Below are 22,696 nucleotides of genomic sequence, written 5' to 3' on the forward strand. Positions count from 1 at the left end.
TTCTCTGCCCATAACAATGGGCAGAGAATCTAAATATAGAAAGGATGTGGGATCATGAAGTTAAATAAAAAGCTAAATTTATTACTCATATTTGTTTTATTATTATCATTTATAATACCTTCTTATGCAAATAATGTAGATATTGAATATTTAGGAAAATCTAAAGTTACAATTCAAGGAACTTCTGATTATACACAAAAGCCAGCAACATTGACTGTTTATGATCGAGATCAATCTGTTTATGAATATCAAAATTTTACAGATATACATGGTAAATATAGTTTTACTATTACAGTAGATGGAGGAAAATTATATACAGGGAAAGTTAAAATTGAAGGAGAAGTACAGGAATTTTCTTTTGCTACAAAGGGAGAAAAAGAATATCAATTTGGAGAAGAAGTAAAGCCTTCTAATGATTCAATTTTATTTTTCCAAGATGGAATTTATTTGAATTTAAAAAATTCAGATATTCAAGAGAATTCAAGAGTTCAAATTAATGAAAAAAATATTAGTGTTAGTAATGGACTTAAAAAAGCAGGAAAAACAGTAGAATTAAAATTTAAAGGCATAAGCCTAGATAAAATATTTGAAATTGGGATTTCCACAGATAGTGCAAATAAAGATAAAGTGTCATTATATGCTTATGATGTAAGTGATAAAAGATGGAAGTACATAAATAGCAATAAAATAAATAATGTGGTTTCAGCTCAAATCAATACAGATGGCATATATGGGGTTTTTGAAGATACAGAAAGTCCTAAAGATGTAGAATTACAATTAAAAGAAAATAATGGGAAAAGAGTATCTTTAAGTCTTTTTGCAAAAGACTCATCAGAAATAAAAATATATGAAATTTATAGAGACAATAAGCTCATCGGACATTCTAATAATGATACATATGTAGATACAAAGATTGAACCAAAACAAAATTATAAATATAAAATAAAAGCAATAGACTCCTTAGGAAATGTTTCAGATTTTAGCAAAGAGTTAGAAGTAGTAGTAAAAGAATCACAAGGAAATATAGATGAAAATAAGAAAGTAAATGTATCTATTCGCATAGAAGGATATGAAAAGATAGTATTATATGATGACAATTTAGAAGTTGGAGTATTTGATTTAGATCCATATTTAACAAAATCAACTCATCCGACTGCCACACCATCTAATGGTTGGCCAAAAGAAAGATTTTCAGGGCCTACAGTAGCCCATGCTTTTGTACAAGCATTAAAAAATAAAAACATAGATGATTATAATTTTGAGGATTATGGATGGTCATGCTATATTTCTAGAATTGGGAAAGACAAAGAATTTAAATACAAACATTCATCTGGATGGATGTATAGAGTAAATGGGTGGCTTCCAGATTATGGAGTAGAGAATTATAAATTAAAAGATGGAGATAAAATAGAAATTTTCTTTGGGGTGAATGGATTCCTTACATGGTTTACAAAAATATCTGCAGATAAAACCACTATAGCACCAGGTGAAGAAGTTGCATTGACATTAGATGGAGAAATAACCATATTAAAAGATAAAAATAAAAGAGGACCTACTTATCAAAAACTGATAGAGGGTGCAAAAATATATGTAAATCATAAGCCATATGAAATGGATGGAAAAATTGTGACTACAGATCAAAATGGAAAAGGGATTATTAAATTTGACAAACCAGGAACTTATACAATAGGAGCAGAAAAAGTAGATAAGGAAGGATATGTAGATATTGTAAGACCCATACCTATAGAAATAACCGTATCAGGGAAAGCACAAACTGGAAGCACTAGAGGGGGCGGAGGAGGTCCTATTAAAGTAGACAATCCAGAATATAATAAAGAACAAAATGTAGTTAATGACAAAAATGCAACTGAAAAAGATGTTACAAATGCAGTAAAGGATGCAACCAATAAATTAGAAAAAACATCAAAAGAAATAAAATCAGAAAAAGATGCAAATCATTTAATCAAGGATGCAAAGGATGTTTCAAATATTATTGGAAAAGCCCTAGAAAAAATAAATACAGAAAATGCAGCAAAAGATGTAGCAAACAAAAGTAATGAAGTTTTGAAAATGATTACCTTATCATCAGAAAAATTAACAAAGGTTGAAGATAAAAAAGAAGCAAGCAAAGTAGCAGTAAAGGATATGAATAATACATTAGAGGCAATGGATCAAATCAATGATGCAAAAGAAATAAGTAAAGTTGCAGTAGATATGATAGATATAGCAGGAAAATTAATTAAAAATATAGGACAAGATCAAGGAACAGAAATCAAAAAACATGCAATTAAGGCAGCAGAAAAAGCAGTTCAAAAAGCAGGAATCAAAGAAATTAAAAAAGAACAATTAAAAGTTGAGGGAGATAAGGTAATTTTAGAACTCAATAAAAATGAGATAAATACTCTTGCAAAAGATATTGTACAAATTACAAAAGACATGAAAGGTAAATTATCTAATAATCATATTGAAATATCTAAATCTCTAGAGAAAAAATTAACTCTTCAAATACCTAAAATGAATCAAAAAGAAATAGAAACTAGCCTTCCAGATACTTTCATTAAAGATATGAGAGAAATTGGAATGGAAAAAGTGCAAATTAATACAGAAATTACAGAGATTGAAATGAAAAAAGGTACATTTAATGATCAAGCAACAGAAAAAGAATTAGTTTTCAATGTTAAAAAATTAGAAGTCAATGAATTATTAGCTCTTCAAAAAAATAAAGTACCTCAAAATAGTATTGTAGTAGATGTAAATATCAAAGCAGGAGATAAAAAAATCACTGCATTTGAACAACCTATAAAATTATATATTCCATATAAGGGAGACATAAAAAATGGAGAAGTAGTACAAGCCTTCTATCTAAAAGATAATGGTATCATAGAAAATATGGGTGGAGTATATGATCCTGTTACGAAGATGGTAACTTTTGAAACTACTCACTTTAGTAAATATTTTGCAAATAAAGTAGAAAAAACAGAAATAAAATCAACTTTTAATGATCTAATTGGTTATGAATGGGCAAAAGAAGCGATAGAAGAAATGGCTCAAAAAGGAATCATTAGTGGAAGAAGTGAAGATGTATTTGACCCTAGTGCATCTATCACAAGAGCAGAATTTGCAACTCTCATTACAAAAATGCTTGGATTAAACATAGAAAATGAAAAAGTAAGCTTTACAGATATAGAGGATACTGCTTGGTATACTCCATATGTAAAAACTGCTTACAAAAATGGATTCGTAAGAGGAAGAAGTGAAACGATATTTGATCCAAATGGAAAAATTACAAGAGAAGAAATGACAACCATTATTGGAAAGGTACTCATACAAAAAGGAAAAGAAAAAGCAAATATAAATGAATTAGAAAGATTTAATGACAAAACAAATATAGCTTCTTGGGCAAATGAAAAGGTAGCATTGTGCGTAAAAGAATCTATGATCAGGGGTATGCCAGATGGCACCTTTATGCCAAAACAAAATGCCAATAGAGCTCAAGCTGCTGTCATGTTAAATCAGTTATATCATAACATTCAATAAAAAAATAAGAAAATACTAGATAAATATCTAGTATTTTCTTATTTTGCCATAATATAATGAAAAACCAATGAAATACAACATTGAAAAAAAAAACCAATTCGTATAACATATGAAATGTACAAAATTTGACATATTACGTTTTCTGTAAACAAAATATGACTAAAATTACATAAAAATAATTTAGGTTCTGTTTATAGCAGATGAAAAGGGAATTAGGTGAAAATCCTAAACGGTCCGGCCACTGTAAATGGGAAGCTATTCTTTAATATGCCACTGGGAAACTGGGAAGGCAAAGAAAAGCTATGATCCATAAGTCAGGAGACCTGCCTAAATATTTGTGTATCTAACCTTCCGTGAAAAGGGAAAGTACAAAGATTTGTGATTATATAATCTATGGATATAGAAAATCTTAACTTTTATTGGAAGTTAAGATTTTTTTTGTTGTTTTAAATTTAAAAATAAAATAGGAGGATAAAAAGATGAAAAGGAAAAGAACGTTTTCTGTAATAATCCTAGTATGCTTACTCTTTGGATCTATTCATATAGGGTATGGGGAATCTTGTAATGATGCGAAAGTTCAATTGCATCATATATTAAATACAGAAAATGAAGAAAATGACACTCTAAATTTGATTCTACAAAATAATAATTCAAATGTAGAAAAAGAATTGGAACGAAAGGGAATAGAACATATAGAAAAATTAACAGAGGATATATATTCTATTACGATTTCTAAGGATCAAGCACAAGAATTATTAGATGTGAATGGAATAAAAAATATTTCTTCGCCTAATACTTTTTCCCTAGATCCAAGGGAAATGAACAGTTTAGAAAATGAAAAAAGAATTTCAAAAAAATTTTATAAGATGATTCAAAGTATAACAGAAGAAGAAAAATCAGATTTGAAAAATTTTACAATGAGAAAATTAGATTCTAGAAGTACTACTGTACAAGAAGAAGTTTATGAAAAACCAGAAGAAACAGTAATTCAATCTGTATATGAAAAAGAAGAACGTTTATTAGAACCACAGTTTGAAAGAGAAATAACAGAAAAATTATTAACTACCTTAGATGATACATATGTAAATAAATTTCAATCTGATTATGGTAAATATGGAGAAGATGTTACAATTGCAATTTTAGATACAGGAATTGATCCAGGACATGAAATGCTTCAAAAAACTACAAATGGAAAAATTAAAATTGTAGATATTAAGGATTTTACAGGCGAAGGAGATGTAGTTGCAGATAAGATATGTATTGTAGAGGATGTTTCAAATGAAGAACATAAAAAAGAGGTAAAAGCAAATGGATATTCATGGATCCTGCCAGATGACATACCAGCTGGAGAAGAAGTTTATATGGGAGTAATTAGTGAACAGTTTTTTGAAGAATTTGGATTTGATCCAAATGTTAAATTGACGGAATTCAATTTTAATGGAAAAACAGATAATTATCCTATTTTAATTACCAAGGATGAAAATAATGAATATAAAATCGTTTATGTAGATACAGATTTAGATGGTGATTTTAGAAATGAACAACCGCTAAAACCTTATGATGAAGGGGTTCAAAAAGAAAATAAGAGATATGTAACAAATTTTCCAAGAATGAGATATGAAAAGCAATACCCAGATGCAGTAGTGAATTTTGTAGTGAGTAAATTGGAAAAAAGAGATAATGAAATATTTTTAAATATTGCCTTTGATGGAGGAGAGCATGGAACCCATGTAGCAGGTATTGCAGCAGGAAACGGGAAAGACTTAAAAGGGGTGGCTCCAGGAGCCAATATTATGGCTCTTAAGGTTTTAGGTACAAATGGGAAAGGAAGTACCCAATCTATTATAAAAGCAATGAATTATGCAGCAGAGCATGGGGCAGACATAGTGAATATGAGTCTTGGTGCTTCATTAGATATTAATGATGGAAAAAATATCGAAGCTTTATTAGCAGATGAATTGACTCAAAAATATGGAACGATCTTTTGTATTTCAGCTGGAAATGAAGGACCAGGAATCAACACAATAGGATCTCCTGGAGATGCAGATTTGGCTATTACTTCTGGGGCGTATATTGAAAGTGATACATGGAAAAAAGACTATGGATATTTTGTACCAAAAGAAATGCTTTGGTATTTTTCATCTGTAGGGCCTAGAGAAGATGGAGCAGTAAAACCAACTATACTATCTCCTGGAACAGCACTTTCATGTGTACCAGTATGGGATATTAATTCTGGAAAGTATAATAACAGGGGTTATGCTGTATATCAAGGAACAAGTATGTCATCCCCTCATACAGCAGGAATTGTTGCATTATTATTACAAGCTGCAAGGGATGAAGGAATCGTTGGAAATAATGAAAGAATTTCTATAGATCTTATGACAGAGGCTCTTCAAAATACGGCAAGAAAACTAGAAGGATATAACCAAATTGAACAAGGAAAAGGTCTTGTAGATATTTTAAAATCTTATGAATATATGAAAGAAAATCAAGATGCAAAAAAATATTCTATTGAAGTGAATACAGATTATAGTGAAAAATTGAATTATTCTAATGGAATTTTTGTAAGAAATGGAGAAGTTCCAAAAGAGGTAATGGTAGAAATTAAAAATAATGAGGACGAACCTGTTTATTTAAATTTAACTAAAGAAAATGATGGAAATTGGTATTCTTTTGATACAGATAAGATAGATATACCAGCCAATGGATATGCACATTTTTGTGTAAGGATAGAAGATGAACTGAAGCCTGGATTATATCATGATGTGATTCAAATAGATAGTAAAGATACAAAATGGATAGAAGGCGAACTTCCTATTACTATTGCAAAAGGATTGAATTTAAAAGGTGATAATCAATATGAATGTAAAATATCAGGAAAAGCAGAGACAGCAAAATATAATAGACACTTTTTTAATGTTCCGAATGGAATAGAAAAAATGGAGATACAAATTAACAATGTAGAAAATGAACAAGGACAAAAGGGATCTATAGAAGGATATTTATTTAATCCATCTGGAGAATTAGCTAGTTTCACACTAGGAAAAGGATTTGGTAGGAATAATGTTTTAGTTATTGATAAGCCACAAAGTGGAAATTGGGAAATTGATTTGTACACATCTCAAGAAAATGGAAGCAATCAAGTAACTAACTATGGATATGCATCTAATACAGCAGCATATGAAATGCTTATTCACTATAAAGGTTTCGTATCTCAACCAGATATTTTTTCATCTAAGATTCATATCAATGAAGAAATAGAAAAAGATTTTGAATTTACAAATAGAACAAATAAAGATAGAAATATTGTCATTGAAGGAACAAAATTAATCGATTTTTCCAGGACATCTAATACAGAAGAAAAAGTCATAACATCTGGCATAAATGAAAATTGTGATATGAAATATGAATATAGTGATGTGATTAAAATTACAGAAGAAGATCCAAATATTTTATTTCATGTAGAGATTGAACCTATAGATTGTTCAGATATAGATAATTTTGATTTATATTTATGTAATCAAAACGGGAAGGTGATTTATGCATCTACTAATAATGATTCAAATGAATCTATTCATATAATGGGATTGATGCCAGGAGAGTACAAGGTAAAAATTGTAAATACAGGATTGAAAAATTATCCTGAATTTTTAAACAATCCAACACAAATTAGGTATTCAAAAAAAATGATCAATGTAAATAATGCAAAAGAAGAGGTAGAAGTTTTTATAGATTCTACACCTGAATACACAAAGGTAGGAGAAAAATGTACAAAAAAAGCAAAAATACAAGGAAATGATAAAGCAGGAATATATATAGGATCTATTTTAGTAAAAGATGGAGATACAGGAGATATTTTAAATCAAATTCCAGTAGAAATAACAGTAGAAGAAGAACAAAAAAATCCTTTACAAATTCATGTACAAACGAAGGCGTATAGAAAAGGAAATATTTCATCTGAAAATCCAGTAATGATCTATGCTAAAGCAGATCAAAAGGTAGATTGGATAGTAACTATAAAAGATAATAAAGGAATTGTAGTAGATGCCTTTGAAGAAAATCAAAAGAGTATCTTTGAAAAAACATGGGTACCTCATGAAAATGATTACTTTGGAGAATATATTATTTACTTTGAAGCAGTAGATAAAAATAATATGGATATTACTTCAAAGATTATGGAAAAGATAGATATTTGTAATTTGCCTATTCAAAAAGTCGGTATAAAAATGATAGATGCATCTAAAAATGAAAATCAAGCATTTTCTAAAGATGATAAAATCTATGCAAAAATAGAGACGGATCAAAAGGAAAAAACAAAAGGAATAGTGATTCTTCAAGTAAAAAATGAAGAAAATAGAAGTTGTTTTATGGATACAAAATTCCTAAATGAACAAGGTCCATGTGAAGTGGAAATACCTATTCACCAAATAGGAAAATATGAAGTAGAAGCGTATATTTGGGAGAGCTTAGAAGGAATGAAACCTTTGGCTATGAAACAATTATCTACATTTGAGATAAAATAAAAAATTTTTAGTGAGGAGGGAAAGAGTTGGTCAAAAAAGGAATGTATATATTTTTCGCTTTACTATTTACAATTGCATTAAGTATTTCAAGCTTTGCAGATGAAAAATGTGTGTTATCTTTACAACTAGAAAAAACAAAGATTGATAAAAATGAAGAAATTAAAGGAATAGGTAAGTTGATTTATGATGAACAACCTGTTTCAAAGGGAATTGTGACCATAAGGGTAGAGGGACAAAAGCAATCTGCTTATTATGTGGATCAATGTATTACAGATACAAATGGAAATTTTCAAATTCATTTTAAAATTCCAAAGGATATGGAAGAAGGTCAATATTTTATTGTACTAAAAGCATTCAATAGAGAAAATAGGGTTTCTTTTCAAATAGAAAAAAAGAATCAAAATTCAGGAGAATCAACAGGAAATGGAGGTACTAATTCTTCTGGAGGATCCACACCAAGCTCTGGAGGAGGCGGTGGTGGAGGTGGTGGTTTCGTAAAGAAACCACAAGATAAAACTGATTCTTTGAATGAAGAGATCCGAGAAGTAAAAGTGATGAATTCAAAGGGAGAATTTATTCAAGATGCTATTGGAGTATATGAAAAAAATACAAAGGATATGGTAGATACAAAAAAAATAGGACAAACTTATGAAGTAAAAGAAATACCCAAAAATGAAAAATCAATAAAAATGGAGATGTCTTATGATTCTTCCCATCTTAATGGACAATCAGCAGAAAAATTGGGATTGTATCATTGGAATGAACAAAAAAAGAATTGGGAGTATATAGATAGCTCTATTGATATGAAAAATAACAAAGTAGTGGCTTCTATTGATGAAACAGGAGCTTATGGAATCATGTTATCTACAAAGAAATTTGAAGATACAAATCATCATTGGGGAGAACATGCTATTGAAGTAATGGCAGCAAGACAAGTAGTATCAGGAGTAGATCCAGTGAATTTTGCGCCCAATGAAAATATTACAAGAGCACAATTTGCAAAAATGATTGTAAGTGTTTTAGGAACGGAGATACAAAAGGATCAAAAAAGATTTACAGATGTAGAAGAAAATGCTTGGTATGCACCTTATGTAGAAGCTGCTGCAAATTTGGATATTGCAAAAGGATCAGATGGAAAGTTTTATCCAAATAAAAATATTACAAGAGAAGAAATGGCAGTGATGATTACAAAGGCTCTATCTATCATAGAACCAGAAAAAGTAAAGAAAACAGATATTTATTTTACAGATGAAGAAAATATTTCAAACTGGGCAAAGGAATCAGTTTCTATTGCTGTGAGTAATGGATTGTTAAAAGGAGTAGGAGAAAATTTATTTTCACCAAAAGAAAATGCAACAAGAGCTCAAGGAGCACAAATCCTTTATAATCTTTTAAAAACAGTTCATAAATTTTAACACACAAGAAAGGAGAAAGATTAAAATGCTAATGATTCAAAAAATAAAGGAGGTACGAAAATGGACAAAAGAAATATAAAATCATGGATATCTTTTTTAATGATCTTTACAATGATCTTTACAAGTACTGGTTTTCATTTTTCAATGGCTCAAGAAAATGAAGCATTTCAAGTACAAGAAAATACAGTAGAAGATGAAGTCTATAAAGATTCTTCTAAAGAGAAAGTAGAAGAAAATAATATAGATGAAGATTATTCAGTAAGATCTATGAATTCTTTCATGGAAGGAAAAACAGTAGAAGATGATCAAACAAAATTCAAGGTAGCTATAGAGGATTTGAAAAAGCATTATGCTAAAATTTCAGAATATGATTATCTTACTGCTATGGCACTCAATAGAGCAAGAGTAGATGTAAAAGATATTCAAGGTAAGCTTGAAATAGACAATTTTAAATTTGAGGTAGGAAGTGTATGGAGCGGTAATACCTCAAAAGAATATGCAAAAGCCATTATGGGGATTATTGCAGCAGGTTTAGATCCTACTAACTATAATGGAAAAAATTATGTAGAATTTTTAGTAAAATGCCAAGAGCCAGAAGGATATTTTAAAACAAGAGAAGCTCTTTGTGATATGGCAGATGAAGTAGCTTATTGTATTTTGGCATTAGATATGGCAGGAGCAGAATATGATGTAGACAAAGCTATGAAGTTTTTAAATAGTAAAATTACTGAAGAAGGTAATCGAGCTTGTGTGAAGGAATTTAGTGGAGCACCTAGTGGACATTTAGAGAAAACTTGTATTACATTGATTGCTCTTTGCAGTCATAAGGATAAAATAGAAGATTCTTTAATAGACAAAATGGTGAATTTTATAAAAAGTGAACAATTAAATTGTGGAGTATATGGAGAAACAAAAGAAGATATAGAAACAAAAAGTGCTAAAAAAACTGCTCTAGTTCTTCAAGCATTAGCTGCCGCAAAAGTAGATATTTATCAAGATAAATGGAAAAAAACTCAAGATGGTACAAGTATTACGATTTTAGATCAATTATTTACATTAAAAAATGGAGAGATTTTTAAAGAAACAGATCAGTCCTCAAACGATAAATTAAATGAAGAAGCAACAAAAGCTGTGTTTGCTGCATTAATAGATTTTTACACAGAAAAATCTATGTTTCATGAAATAAAAATAAAATTAGGTACGCCTCATACGATTCAAATAAAAGTTCCAAATGATCAAACACAAATTAAAATAGGAAAGATTGTTTCATTATCAGGAAAAGTTTTCGATGCAAATGGAAAATATATTGCTTCTGAAAAATTGACATGGTCTAGTAGTGATCCATCTATTGCAAAAATAGATGAAAAAAAAGGAATTTTAACTGCAAAAGATTTAGGAAAAGTAAAAATAACTGCAAAATTACAAACTATTGAGGAATCTATTGACCTAGAGATCGTAGATGTAACACCTGATAAAATAGAAATTAAAGTAGATGGTGATGTAGTAGAAATAGAAGAAGGTAGAAAGATAAAAATAACTGCAGCTGCATATGATACAGGTGGGGAGATCATTGAGAATCCAGATATAAAATGGAGCATTTCACCAGATGATATTGCAGAATTTAAAGATAATATTTTTACTGCTAAAGCTATAGGAGAAGTTTCTATTACTGCTTCTATTGAAGACAAAGTTACTAAAACGATTACTTTAAAAATTATATCTAGAAAAGAAAAAATTCAAAAGGCAATAGCTGACATTCAAGAAGGCTTTGCAAGTAGTAATGATAAATATGAATATTATACAACTTTAGGACTTAGACATATAGGAGTAGATCCATCTATCATAGAAGATAAAGCAAATGTATATGGAAAATATTATGCAAACTTTAGTGATTATGCAAAAAATATTATTACAGCTGTTGCATTAGGAAAAGATCCTAAAAATTATAATGGAAAAGATCAAATAGAAAAGATTTTAAATGCTTCTAAACCTTTTTATGAAGAATTGGATGTAGCAAATTTATCTGATGCTATTATTGCATTAGATATGGCAAATGCGTCATATGATAAAGAAAAAGCAATAAAATATTTAATCAATAAAGTAAAAAATTCATCAAGTTTAAGTAGTAAATCTATTGCAATGATTGCTTTATCTAATCATAAAAAGATAGATGGAGTCAATGATACAATAAAAATCATTCAAGACGACTTAAAAAAATTACAAGATGAAAATGGAATTATCCAAAATTGTGAAACTACATCTTTGGCAATACAAGGATTGATAGCAGCAGGAGAAGACTTATATTCTGATCCTTGGGTAAAAAAAGATGAATATGGGAATAATATTTATCTTTTAGATGGGTTGTTAAAATTAAAGGATGGTCAAAAATTTAGACCGACTATAAAAGGTAATACTAATCCTAGTGATACAAAACAAGAACAATATGCTTTAGCTGCATTAGCAGATTTAAGTAAAGAAAAATCTATGTATCATTCTATTAAGCATGGAGATATAGAAATTGTAAAAATAAAAGAAATAAAAATTGAATCTAAGGATTTATCTATTCAAAAAGGAGAAACAAAAGAAGTAAAGGTACAAGCTATTGATGAAAAAGGTCAAACCATTGAAAATCCAAATTTGGTTTGGGAAAGCTTAAACCCTGACATTGTAAAAGTAGAAGATGGAAAAATTATAGGACTAAAAAAAGGAATAGGAACGATTCGTATTCAATCAAAAGATGATGAAAAGATCTATACAGATCTAACCGTTCAAGTTTTGGTAGTATATAAAGCACCGAATAAAGCAATCATTACGGAACCAGAAAATACAGCAGTAGTAAAGGGAAATACTTTAAAATTAGAAGTAAAAGTTTTTGATGAAGATGAAAATGAACTTGAAAATCCAAATTTAATTTGGAATAGTTCAGATGAAAAAGTAGGGACAATTCAAGATGGAATTTTTACAGGAATACAAAAAGGATCAGTAGATATTTCTGTACAAGTAAAAGATACAAATATTCAAAGTACTATTTCATTAATGGTAGTAGATATAGATGAAGAAGCAAATCACACTATTGCTCAGCTTACAGAAGGAGTAAAAAAATATTATCAAGAAATTTATTATAGAGAAAATCAAGGTTGTTTGGATGCTTGGGAAAGTGCTACCTTAGCAAAAGCAGGAGCAGATTTAACAAAATGGGGAATAGGAGCACAAAAAAAATATTGTACAAAATATGATATGAATTTAGAAAGAATAACTAGTGTGATTCCACAAGTATTAATTTGCCTTGATTTAGGAGAAGATCCTACAAACTTTGAAGGAAGAAATTTAGTCAATGAAGTTAAAGAATATCTAGATAATGGAGAACAAAATTTTGCTAGTTTAAATGAATTAAAAGCAGTCATTGCTCTAGATGAATTTAATAAAAAATATCCAGATAAAAAAGTAAATTATAATGTAGACAAAGCTTTGAAAATAATATTTGCAGCACAAACAGAGAATGGTGGATTTAAGGAAAGAGGAGATTCTCCTGTACCAGTCAATACAGGCTATGCTCTTAAAGCTTTGAGCAACCATAAAGGTGAAGCTTTAGTAGATGAAAGTATACAAAAAGCTATTCAATATCTAAAAGACATCCAAAAGGAAGATGGAGGCTTTTGTAGTAAAACATATATGACAGATAATCATGCACATGCATTAAGTGGTCTTTTGGCAGTAGGGGAGAATATTACTTCTAAGGAATGGACTAAAAATGGAAAAAATCCAATAGATGCATTGTTTAATCTTTGGAAAAAGAATCATTCCTTTGACAACAAAGAAGGAGATAGCTCAAACAACAGAAGCTGGGTTGCAGGAACTCAATGGGCCCTTTATACTCTTGTAGATTTAAAAAATGCTGGATACAACAATTATTTAGTAAAATTTGGAGAAATAGAAGAACCAGTAGAGGAACCAGAAAAAACTTGTACTGTTTATACAGCTATTGTAGTTCCAGTAGGAGAAAAATATGATATTTGTTATAAAGCAAAAGAGGTAGTTATCAACAATAAAAAACATAGTGGAGGATTTACTCCTATAGGAGCATTACAAGCTACTACTCCTATATATACTATGAATGGAAGTATGGTAACTTCTATTTGTGGAATTGAAAACCAAGGCATGGGTGGTTGGATGTATACCATCAATGATCAAGTAGGAGATATGAATTCAGTTGTAAAAGATGGAGATAAAATTTTATGGTACTATAGTGCAGAGGGAATGGAAGGAAAAACTCCAAAATGGAGTGAAATTGCAGATCAAAAAGAAGAAAAAAATATGAAAGAAGAAGTGCAAAAAGCAGTAGACAAAGGAAGCAATTGGTTAATAAATAATTTTAATGGAGCAGATCACTGGAAAGCAATAGGCATTGCAAGAGCAGGTAAAGAAGTACCTAAAAATTATTTAGAGCTTTTAAATGAAGGCAATACTCTTCCTAAAAAAGATGCAGGAGCGTATGGTAAATTTATATTAGGTATTTTATCAGCAGGAGGAAATCCAGAGCATATTGGAGGACATAATTTTTATCAAGAAATTTGCAAATTAAATTTAGAAAAAGATAAAAGTGCATACACATTACCATTTGGATTATTAGCATTAGATGCAATAGATTATAAGCTTCCAAAGGAATGTAGTTTTACAAGAGATGATTTAATCAAAAATTTATTAGAACAACAAGAAAATGGAGCATTAAAGTTAGAAACAAAATATGGTGGTCAATCCTACCTTGATGATGGAGCTTTATTTATCTTAACTGCATTAAGTAAATATTCTAAAGAAAACCAAGAAGTAAAATCTGTAATAGATGAAACATTTAAACAATTAGAAACAAAACAAAATAAAGATGGAGGCTTTGGATTAGGAAAAAGTAGTGTAGAGACTTCAGCACTAGCATTAATGTCTATGTCTTTAAACGAAAAAAATCCTTTAGATGAAAGCTTTATGAAAGATGGAAAAAATGTAATAGAATATTTATTGAGTATGCAAAATAAAGATGGAAGCTTCAAGAGCATAGGAGATGTAGGGATGACTACGGAACAAGTAGTACGTGCTTTAGAACAGTATTTATACGCTTTAGATAAAAAAGGTTCTATTTATGATTTTATTAAAAATCCAGTAGAAAAAGTAGAACTAGAAGATAAAAATGATTTTCAAATAGAGAGAATTGGAAATGAAGCTTTCAAAAATAATGAAGAAGCTTATGTGATTATTAAAGTAAAAAATTTAAAAGAAAGAGATCAAGAAGCAAGTTTGATTGTTGCTTTATATGATGAAAACAATAAAATGATCAACTATAGTGTAGTAAGTAGAGAGATTGAACCAAAAGAAGAAGTAAATATGCTAGGAGCATTTTTAGTACCTGAAATTGGGAAATATACGGTAAAAGCATTTGTATGGGATAATGAAGAGGATATGAATTCATTATCTAGAAAAATAGTGATTCCAGTGGAAAATTAAAATTTCTAAAACCATTTATGAGTTTTAAATATAATAATTTTCTAATATTTACAAAAAAGATAGGTATAGGTCTAGATAAGGCTTATACCTATTATCAAGAAAGGAAGAAGGAAGATGAAAAAAAGACAATATAGGATTTTTAGTATATTTCTATCTTTGTTATTGACAATAGCCTTTACCGTCCCAGCTTTTGCACAAATAGATGTGGATATTCATGTAGATCATAAAAATATATCTATACAAGGATATTCAGATTATAAACAAAAGCCTGTGATGATTAAAGTAGAAGGTAGAAATAAAAAAGCATACATAGATGAAGAGATGACAGATGAAAAAGGACAGTTTCAATTTTCATTTCAGGTAGAAGAAGGAAAAGATTATAAAGGAAAAATAAATATTAGTGGAGAAAAAGAAGAGTTTACTTTTCAAACAAAAAAGGATTCAAGTGGAGGATCTTCAGATAAAAAACTCTATGTAAATTTATCCGTTGAAGGATATAATGGAAAAATATTAAGTAAATCCAATATAGAAATTCATAAAAATGATACAGTAGGAAAAATTACAAGAAAGATATTCAATGAAGAAGGAATTTCTTATGAAGCAACAGAGGGATATTTTTCCAGTATTGCAGGGCAAAGAGAAAAAGACAAAGGACCCTATAGTGGATGGATGTATAATATCAATGGAAATACTACAAATGTAGGAGCAGATCAATATAGATTAACAGGTGGAGAAGATATAAAATGGTATTATACATTAGACTATAGAACAGATAAAAGAAACACCTCAATGGGAGGAGGCGGCGGAAAACCTGTAGATATAGGTAAAGAAATAGAAAAGGTAAAAAAAGTATTAGAAAATAAAAATGCGAATGAAGATGAAATAAAAAAAGCAATAAAAGATATGACTCACTATATGAATGAAAAAATAGAAAAAATGAAGACAAAAGAAGAAGAAAAAGAATGTATTTCTGAAATGAAAAATGTATCGCAAAAAATGCAAGAAGTAGTAGAACATATGAAAGATCCAAAAGAAGTAAAAGAAATGTCTGAAAAAATTATTGATGTAAATGGAAAGCTGATTGATAAGATAGGAAAAGAAAAAGGAAAAGAAGTTATAGAAAGCACTGCTATCATTGCACAAAAGGCAGTTGAAAAAATGAGTATAAAAAATATAGACCAAAATCAAATCAAATTAGAAGGTCAGAGGGCAATCGGAAAAGTAGAAACACAAACCATTCAAGAAATCATAAAAGATGCAAATAGTATCAAAGAAAAGATAAAAAATAAAATGGGAAAAAATATAACACAAGAAAAAATTACTATTGTTGTACCTACTACAAATAAAAAAGAAGTAGAAGCAACACTACCTTCTGGAATGATGAGTTTATTGAAAGAAAATAATATACAAAAGGCAGTAGTTCAAACAGAATATGCAGCATTTGCTATTACTCCACAGATATTTGATACAGAGGACACCATTACACTGATTGCAAAAGATATAGATCAAAGTGAATGTATAGATATAGTAAAAAATAAAGTAGGAGAAGAAAATAAAATCGTAGATGTAACTGCCAAGATTGGGCAAAATTTTATTAAAGAATTTAAAATACCTATGAAAGTATCTATCCCATATAAGGGAGAAGTCAAAAATGGAGAAGTAGTACAAGCCTTCTATCTAAAAGATAATGGTATCATAGAAAATATGGGTGGAGTATATGATAAAGATACTAAGATGATAACTTTTGAAACTACTCACTTTAGTAAATATTTTGCTCAGAAAGTAGGAAAAGAAGAAGTAAAATCAACTTTTAATGATCTAGTTGGTTATGAATGGGCAACAAAAGCCATAGAAGAAATGGCTCAAAAAGGAATCATCAGTGGAAGAAGTGAAGATGTATTTGACCCTAGTGCATCTATCACAAGAGCAGAATTTGCAACTCTCATTACAAAAATGCTTGGATTAAACATAGAAAATGAAAAATTGAGATTTATAGATGTAGAGGATACTGCTTGGTATACTCCATATGTAAAAACTGCTTACAAAAATGGATTCGTAAGTGGAAGAAATGAAACGATATTTGATCCAAATGGAAAAATTACAAGAGAAGAAATGGCAACGATCATTGGAAAGGTACTCATACAAAAAGGAAAAGAAAAAGCAAATATAAATGAATTGGAAAGATTTAATGACAAAACAAATATAGCTTCTTGGGCAAGTGAAAATATAGCATTGTGTGTAAAAGAATCTATGATCAGTGGAATGCCTGATGGTAATTTTATGCCAAAACAAAATGCCAATAGAGCTCAAGCTGCTATGATGCTTTATAATTTATACAAATCCATAAAATAACCGACAAAACGCTAGCAAATGCTGGCGTTTTTTGTTGAATTTTACTTCATATTATCGAAAAATGTCAAACGAATTTTGTAAAATATGTAATATATTGGTTGAAAAAATAGTAGAAATATGAAATAATAATAAAAGAAGTTTGAAATTACTATCCATTATTTATAAAAATAAAATTATATATAAGCTTTTAGGTTCTTTGATGAATAGTTCAAAGATGAAAAGGGAATTAGGTGAAAATCCTAAACGGTCCGGCCACTGTAAGTGAGGAGCAGTCCTTCAATATACCACTGAAATATATTTTATTTTGGGAAGGTGAAGGAGAGTGTTGATCCACAAGTCAGGAGACCTACCTAAAAGTTTTGGTACACATCCTTCCGAAGAAAGGAGAGATACTCACAAAAGTTTATTTTGCGTGTAATCCCTATCTTTTTTGGAAGATAGGGATTTTTAATTTTGCTGATAAGCCTTGAGGCTTATAAAATATTCAGAGAAAAAACAAAAAATGAAAGGGGACAAAAAAATGAAAAAGACATTATCATTTATGTTAGTATTAACACTTATTTTAAGCTTAGCAGGTATACCTGCTTTTGCAGCAGATGCAGACATCACAATGCTTACTCTAGATGATTCTAGTGATTTTACAGTAGTAGGATATGGTGACGAACCAGAGGAAATGAAGGTAGTAGGTCTTACAAGTAGTTATCAAAAGGTAGATATTGAAAACAAAGAAGGAATTGTTTGGGAAACTTCAGATGAAAATATAGTAGCTTTTGTTAAGGATGGAAAAGAAGTAGAAGGAAAGACTATCGCTGGACAAGATACAGTAAATATTAAATTAAAAGAAGCTGGACGAGCTACGATCACAGCTACTTTAGGTGATAAGGACAAGATTACTCCTATTAGTAGTTATATTGTAGTAGAAGAACCTAGTGATAATCCTACAGTTGAAAAAGTTAATGTAAAAATAATAGGAAAAACTTTTGGACCTGTTGAGGTAAAAGGATTAACATTAACAAATGATAGTTTAGAAGAATATTTTGATGATGCAGACGTATTAAAAGAAAATCCATCTGCATTACATGCTCTTATGAAAGCTTTAGAACAAGAAAAAGGTAAAGAATGGGTAAAAAATAATATAGTTGTAAAAAATCAAGGTGGTTATGTAGAAAAAATAGGTACAGATGATTCAAGTTCAGATTGGTCAAATGGATGGCAATACACAGTAAATGGTCAAAAACAAGAAAAAGCAGCTTCTATTTATGAATTACATGATGGAGATAATGTAGTTTGGGAATTTAAAGGCTGGGAATACTAAAATAAGAAATCTCTGAATATTTGAAAAATACGAGAATTGGATTTCAATTCTCGTATTTTTGTGAAAAAATAGAAAGGAGAGATCCATATTGAATAGAAAAATTTTAAGTATTTTGGTAATGATCTGTATGATTTTTACTATGATATTTTCTTCTTTTGCAAATGAAATAGAAATAGTAAAGAATGAAAATACAAAAGAAACAGTAACCAATGCAGTGTATGAAGAAGATATCAACAAAGAAAGAGATCAAAAAGAAAATATAAAAAATCAAAAAAATGTAGAAGAAAAAATACAAAAGGAAAATATAAATTTCCTTGAGAGTACTATAGATCAAAAGGTTACAGATAAGGTGTATGAAGATTTACAGCTTGTAAAAGTCACTCCAGAAAATGATTCTACTGTATCAGCAAATACAGAAATAGCATTATTTTTTAATAAGCCTGTAGAAATTAGTAATGTTAGGAAAAAAGCTACTGTAATTTGCTATGAAAAGGATGAAAGTGCAGGAATAGCTATAGGAAATCCTTATTTTAATCAATTAATTGTAAGTGAAGAAGATCCTAAAAAGGTAGTTCTTCATTTATATAAAAGAAAAACAAAGAAAGATTATTTAAAAACTGGACATCTTCATGGGATTAGAGTATGGAAAGATGTCATTCAAGAAAAAAAAGGAAATGAAAAATTTCCAGGAATAGAATTGGATAAATGGAAGTTTTATGTAAAAGAAAAATCCAATAAAGCAAGTAAATTAGAAATATTAGATAAAAATTTAAAAAGACTTCATGTAGGTCAATCCATATCTATACCTATAAAAGCTACAAATGATGAAGGTGATTTGCTAACAGATTGTAAAATAAATTGGAAAATATATCCTGATGATAGAGGAACGATTGAAAATGGTTTGCTGACAGCAAAAAGTCCAGGAAATATTACAGTTTTAGCATCTGTATATGATGATCCTAGGATTAAGGATGATTATTCACTAGAAATAAGAGAAAATTTTTCAAAAACACTTCTGCCTATATGGAGTACTTCAATTGATAAAAAGAAATACAAGGGATTTCCTATATTAGGAAAAGATGGATCTGTGTATATTGTTACTCAGATATCAAGAAATTCAGATAATTATGAAATTACAGCTTTCAATTCAGATGGAACTATAAAGGAAGGTTTCAAAAGTCCAGAAATAAAGAATGCCATAGAAATAGTAGAAGTAGAAGGTGTTGAATATATTTTTGGAACCTTAGAAAATAAATTATTTGCTATAAGTCCATATACAGGAGAACTTATATGGCAGGTAGAGTTAGATTCAGAAATTTTGACAACTCCTGTTATCAATTCTTCTGGAATCATATTTGTAGGATGTGAGGATTCTAGAGTATATGGAGTAGATGGAAAAAGTAAAAGATTCATATGGAAATTTGATACAAAAAACCAAATTTTAAATGATATAAATCAAGGATACTATGGTCAAATGCCTATAGATGAAAAAGGAAATGTATATACAGTAGCAGGAAATACTTTATTTGTCATACAACCAAATGGAGAGCTTTTGTGGAAATTTGAAAATCCAGATCCTAGACTATATTTTATTGTTCAACCTGTCATAGGGCATGACAAAACTGTATATATTGCAGATGAAAAAAATTTATATGCAATTGATCCATTAGGAAAAATCAAATGGTCAAAGGATGGTATGTATAGAAACTATGACCTAAACTTGAATCAACAACAAATGGTATTAGGAGAAGATGGCATTTATATGAGTGTAGCCAAGAAGGATTATGAAGGGCAGGAACAATATGAAACCTTTACAAAATTTGATCCTCAAACAGGAGAGATATTAAAGGAATATCCTTATCCTTCTTTTTTTGGAAGAATAGGAAAAGATCAAAAGCTTTATACAACTAAAATCATATATGATGAAGCTGGAGAGCCTATGGCTTATTATGATGATTACAAAAATGACATACCATATTTTTCATATTCTGCATTTAATTTAGGAGAAGACAATAGCATCTATAGGATATTAAATAGCGAATCTTTGGCAATAGGAATAGAAAAAGTAACACTTTATGATACAAAAGATTCAGTGATAGATGATTTGAAATTATATGAAGAAAATATAGTCCTCTATCCAAAGGAAGAACATAGAATCAAAGCAGAAGTACTAGATCAAAATAAAGCTGTACTATACAATAAAAAAATTATTTTTGAAAGTAATGATCCTGATGTAGTGTCTATTGAAGAAGATGGAATGATGAAAGCAAAAAAAGTAGGAGAAGCAACAATTACAATCACTATAAAAGAAAAACCAGAAATTCACAAAAGTATAAATATAAAAGTTATTGAAACACCTATTCCAGAAAAAATGTATTTTGTATATGATGATGTGGATAGAGGAAATGACCCTCAAAATCAACAAATTGTAGATGTAGAAAAAGGTTTAAAAGGAGTTTGTGGGGAAGGGTTAAGATCAATCAGAGTTTTTATAGAAGATCAAAATAATAAATTTGCACCCAAACAACCTATAGAATGGATTTTAGAAGATAGTAGTATTGTATCTATGCTCAATTATCAAGGTGGTAGTGGAGATGATAAAGTTCGATACAATGCAGTGTTGACAGGAAAGAAAATAGGAAAAACCATATTGACAGCAAAGCTTGTAGATCATCCTGAAATCACTTGTAGCATTCCTATAGAAATTGAAGCTACACCTTATGAAATCAAATGGGAGGTACCCCTTCAAGGTCATTGGTGGGAAAAAAGAGCATATCATGTGATGGGCAAAGAGGATGAAATTTTTTATGTCAATGAAAATAGACTCTTGGCAGTCAATAAACATACAGGGAATTCATTGTGGATTTCTGAAATAGGAGCTTATTTGGGAATCAATCTAGGTCATCCTAAAATAGATACAAATGGAGATATTTATTTGTATGGAAAAGATAGCACAGCTTTTATAAAAGTAAATCCAAAAAATGGAGAAATCATATGGAAAAAAGTAGAAGGAAATGATGGAATCAAATCTTTTGAAATAGGAGAAGATGGAGTTTATGCTTTAACTCAAAGAGGAAAGCTTTATCATTTAAATAAAGATGGAGAATTTTTATGGGAGACTCCTTTAGAGGTAGGACAAAACAGTAGTATTCTTTTATCTGAAAGTGGAGTTTTGTATTTATCTATGAATGAAAAGGTTTTTGTTCTTCAAAATGAAAAAAAACTTAATAATATCTATACAGGAGAAGGAGAATTATCTATAGAAGACATTACATCAAATGAAAACATTATATTGCAACAAAAAAAGGGAGAAAAATATAATTTACTTTCTATTGATCAAAAAGGAAATTGCAAATGGACATATGAAGGAATAGATGGAAAAGTAGAATTAAGCTGTGATGATCAAGGATCTGTATATGCGGTAGAGAAAAAACAGGATGATTTTTTAAGAGATATACATATTTACTTTTTAAATTCAGATGGCACGGAAAGAGTAAAAAAAGCTTTAGACAAGGTAGGAAGACCAGATGGGGTATACAAGCCTTTGATCGGAAGTGATGGAAGAGTATATATATCTTTAGTTCGGTTGTATGTAGTAGATCCTCAAACGGGAGAAAAACAATGGCAAGTATCTTTAAAGGATGCATTTTCTCATCAAGCTCCAGATACTATTACGGTAGATGAAGATGAAATCATTTATGTGACAGCAGGAGAGAGAGGATTGGTTGCAATAAAAGGAAAAGAAATATCCAATAAAGGTATTAGCTTAAATATTATTGGAGGAAATAAAGTTTATTTAGGAAGTTTTCAAGATATAAGCCTTGAGATAAAAAACAATTTAAAAGAAAATAAAAATATTATTTTAAAAATAAGCTTGTATGATGAAGAAAAAGAAATACAAAATACTTCCTTTAAAGATCATATGAATGCTAAAGAAACAAAATCTTATGATTGTGGAATCCATATTCCAGAGGAAGGAAATTATAAAATGACTATAAAAGTCATAGACCAAGAATCAAAAAATGTACTGATTCAAAAAAATATTAAAGTAAAAAAATAGA

The 22,696-nt window shown here is 29.4% G+C and carries 7 protein-coding genes and 2 riboswitches; all 7 genes read left to right on the top strand.

Annotated elements, in window-relative coordinates:
• Positions 1–54: 54 nt before the first annotated feature.
• The 7 genes from BN2409_RS03415 (at position 55) to BN2409_RS03445 (ending at position 22,695) form a co-directional block, all read left to right on the top strand.
• The gene (locus BN2409_RS03415; protein ID WP_053955268.1) at positions 55–3,537 is read left to right on the top strand and encodes an S-layer homology domain-containing protein; all 3,483 of its coding nucleotides are present in this window, start codon (positions 55–57) and stop codon (positions 3,535–3,537) included.
• 165 nt (positions 3,538–3,702) lie between these two features.
• A riboswitch (cobalamin riboswitch) is annotated at positions 3,703–3,882 on the top strand.
• A 134-nt stretch (positions 3,883–4,016) separates the two neighbouring features.
• Positions 4,017–8,060 carry a S8 family serine peptidase gene (locus tag BN2409_RS03420; RefSeq protein ID WP_053955269.1) on the top strand — a complete coding sequence of 1,348 codons (4,044 nt, stop codon included), beginning with the start codon at positions 4,017–4,019 and terminating at the stop codon, positions 8,058–8,060.
• Between the two features lie 26 nt (positions 8,061–8,086).
• Positions 8,087–9,475 carry an S-layer homology domain-containing protein gene (locus BN2409_RS03425; RefSeq protein WP_053955270.1) on the top strand — a complete coding sequence of 463 codons (1,389 nt, stop codon included), beginning with the start codon at positions 8,087–8,089 and terminating at the stop codon, positions 9,473–9,475.
• Between the two features lie 60 nt (positions 9,476–9,535).
• On the top strand, positions 9,536–14,968 hold the full coding sequence (locus BN2409_RS03430) for an Ig-like domain-containing protein (RefSeq protein ID WP_053955271.1): 5,433 nt from the start codon (positions 9,536–9,538) through the stop codon (positions 14,966–14,968).
• Positions 14,969–15,082: 114 nt separating this feature from the next.
• On the top strand, positions 15,083–17,320 hold the full coding sequence (locus tag BN2409_RS03435; RefSeq protein ID WP_053955272.1) for an S-layer homology domain-containing protein: 2,238 nt from the start codon (positions 15,083–15,085) through the stop codon (positions 17,318–17,320).
• A 172-nt stretch (positions 17,321–17,492) separates the two neighbouring features.
• A riboswitch (cobalamin riboswitch) is annotated at positions 17,493–17,688 on the top strand.
• 152 nt (positions 17,689–17,840) lie between these two features.
• The gene (locus BN2409_RS03440) at positions 17,841–18,635 is read left to right on the top strand and encodes a DUF4430 domain-containing protein (protein WP_053955273.1); all 795 of its coding nucleotides are present in this window, start codon (positions 17,841–17,843) and stop codon (positions 18,633–18,635) included.
• A gap of 88 nt (positions 18,636–18,723) precedes the next feature.
• Positions 18,724–22,695 (top strand): outer membrane protein assembly factor BamB family protein, encoded by a 3,972-nt coding sequence (locus tag BN2409_RS03445; RefSeq protein ID WP_053955274.1) that lies wholly within the window; start codon positions 18,724–18,726, stop codon positions 22,693–22,695.
• Position 22,696 lies beyond the last annotated feature (1 nt).

This window comes from Inediibacterium massiliense, from assembly GCF_001282725.1.
In the GTDB taxonomy this organism is placed as follows: Bacteria; Bacillota; Clostridia; order Peptostreptococcales; family Thermotaleaceae; genus Anaerophilus; species Anaerophilus massiliensis.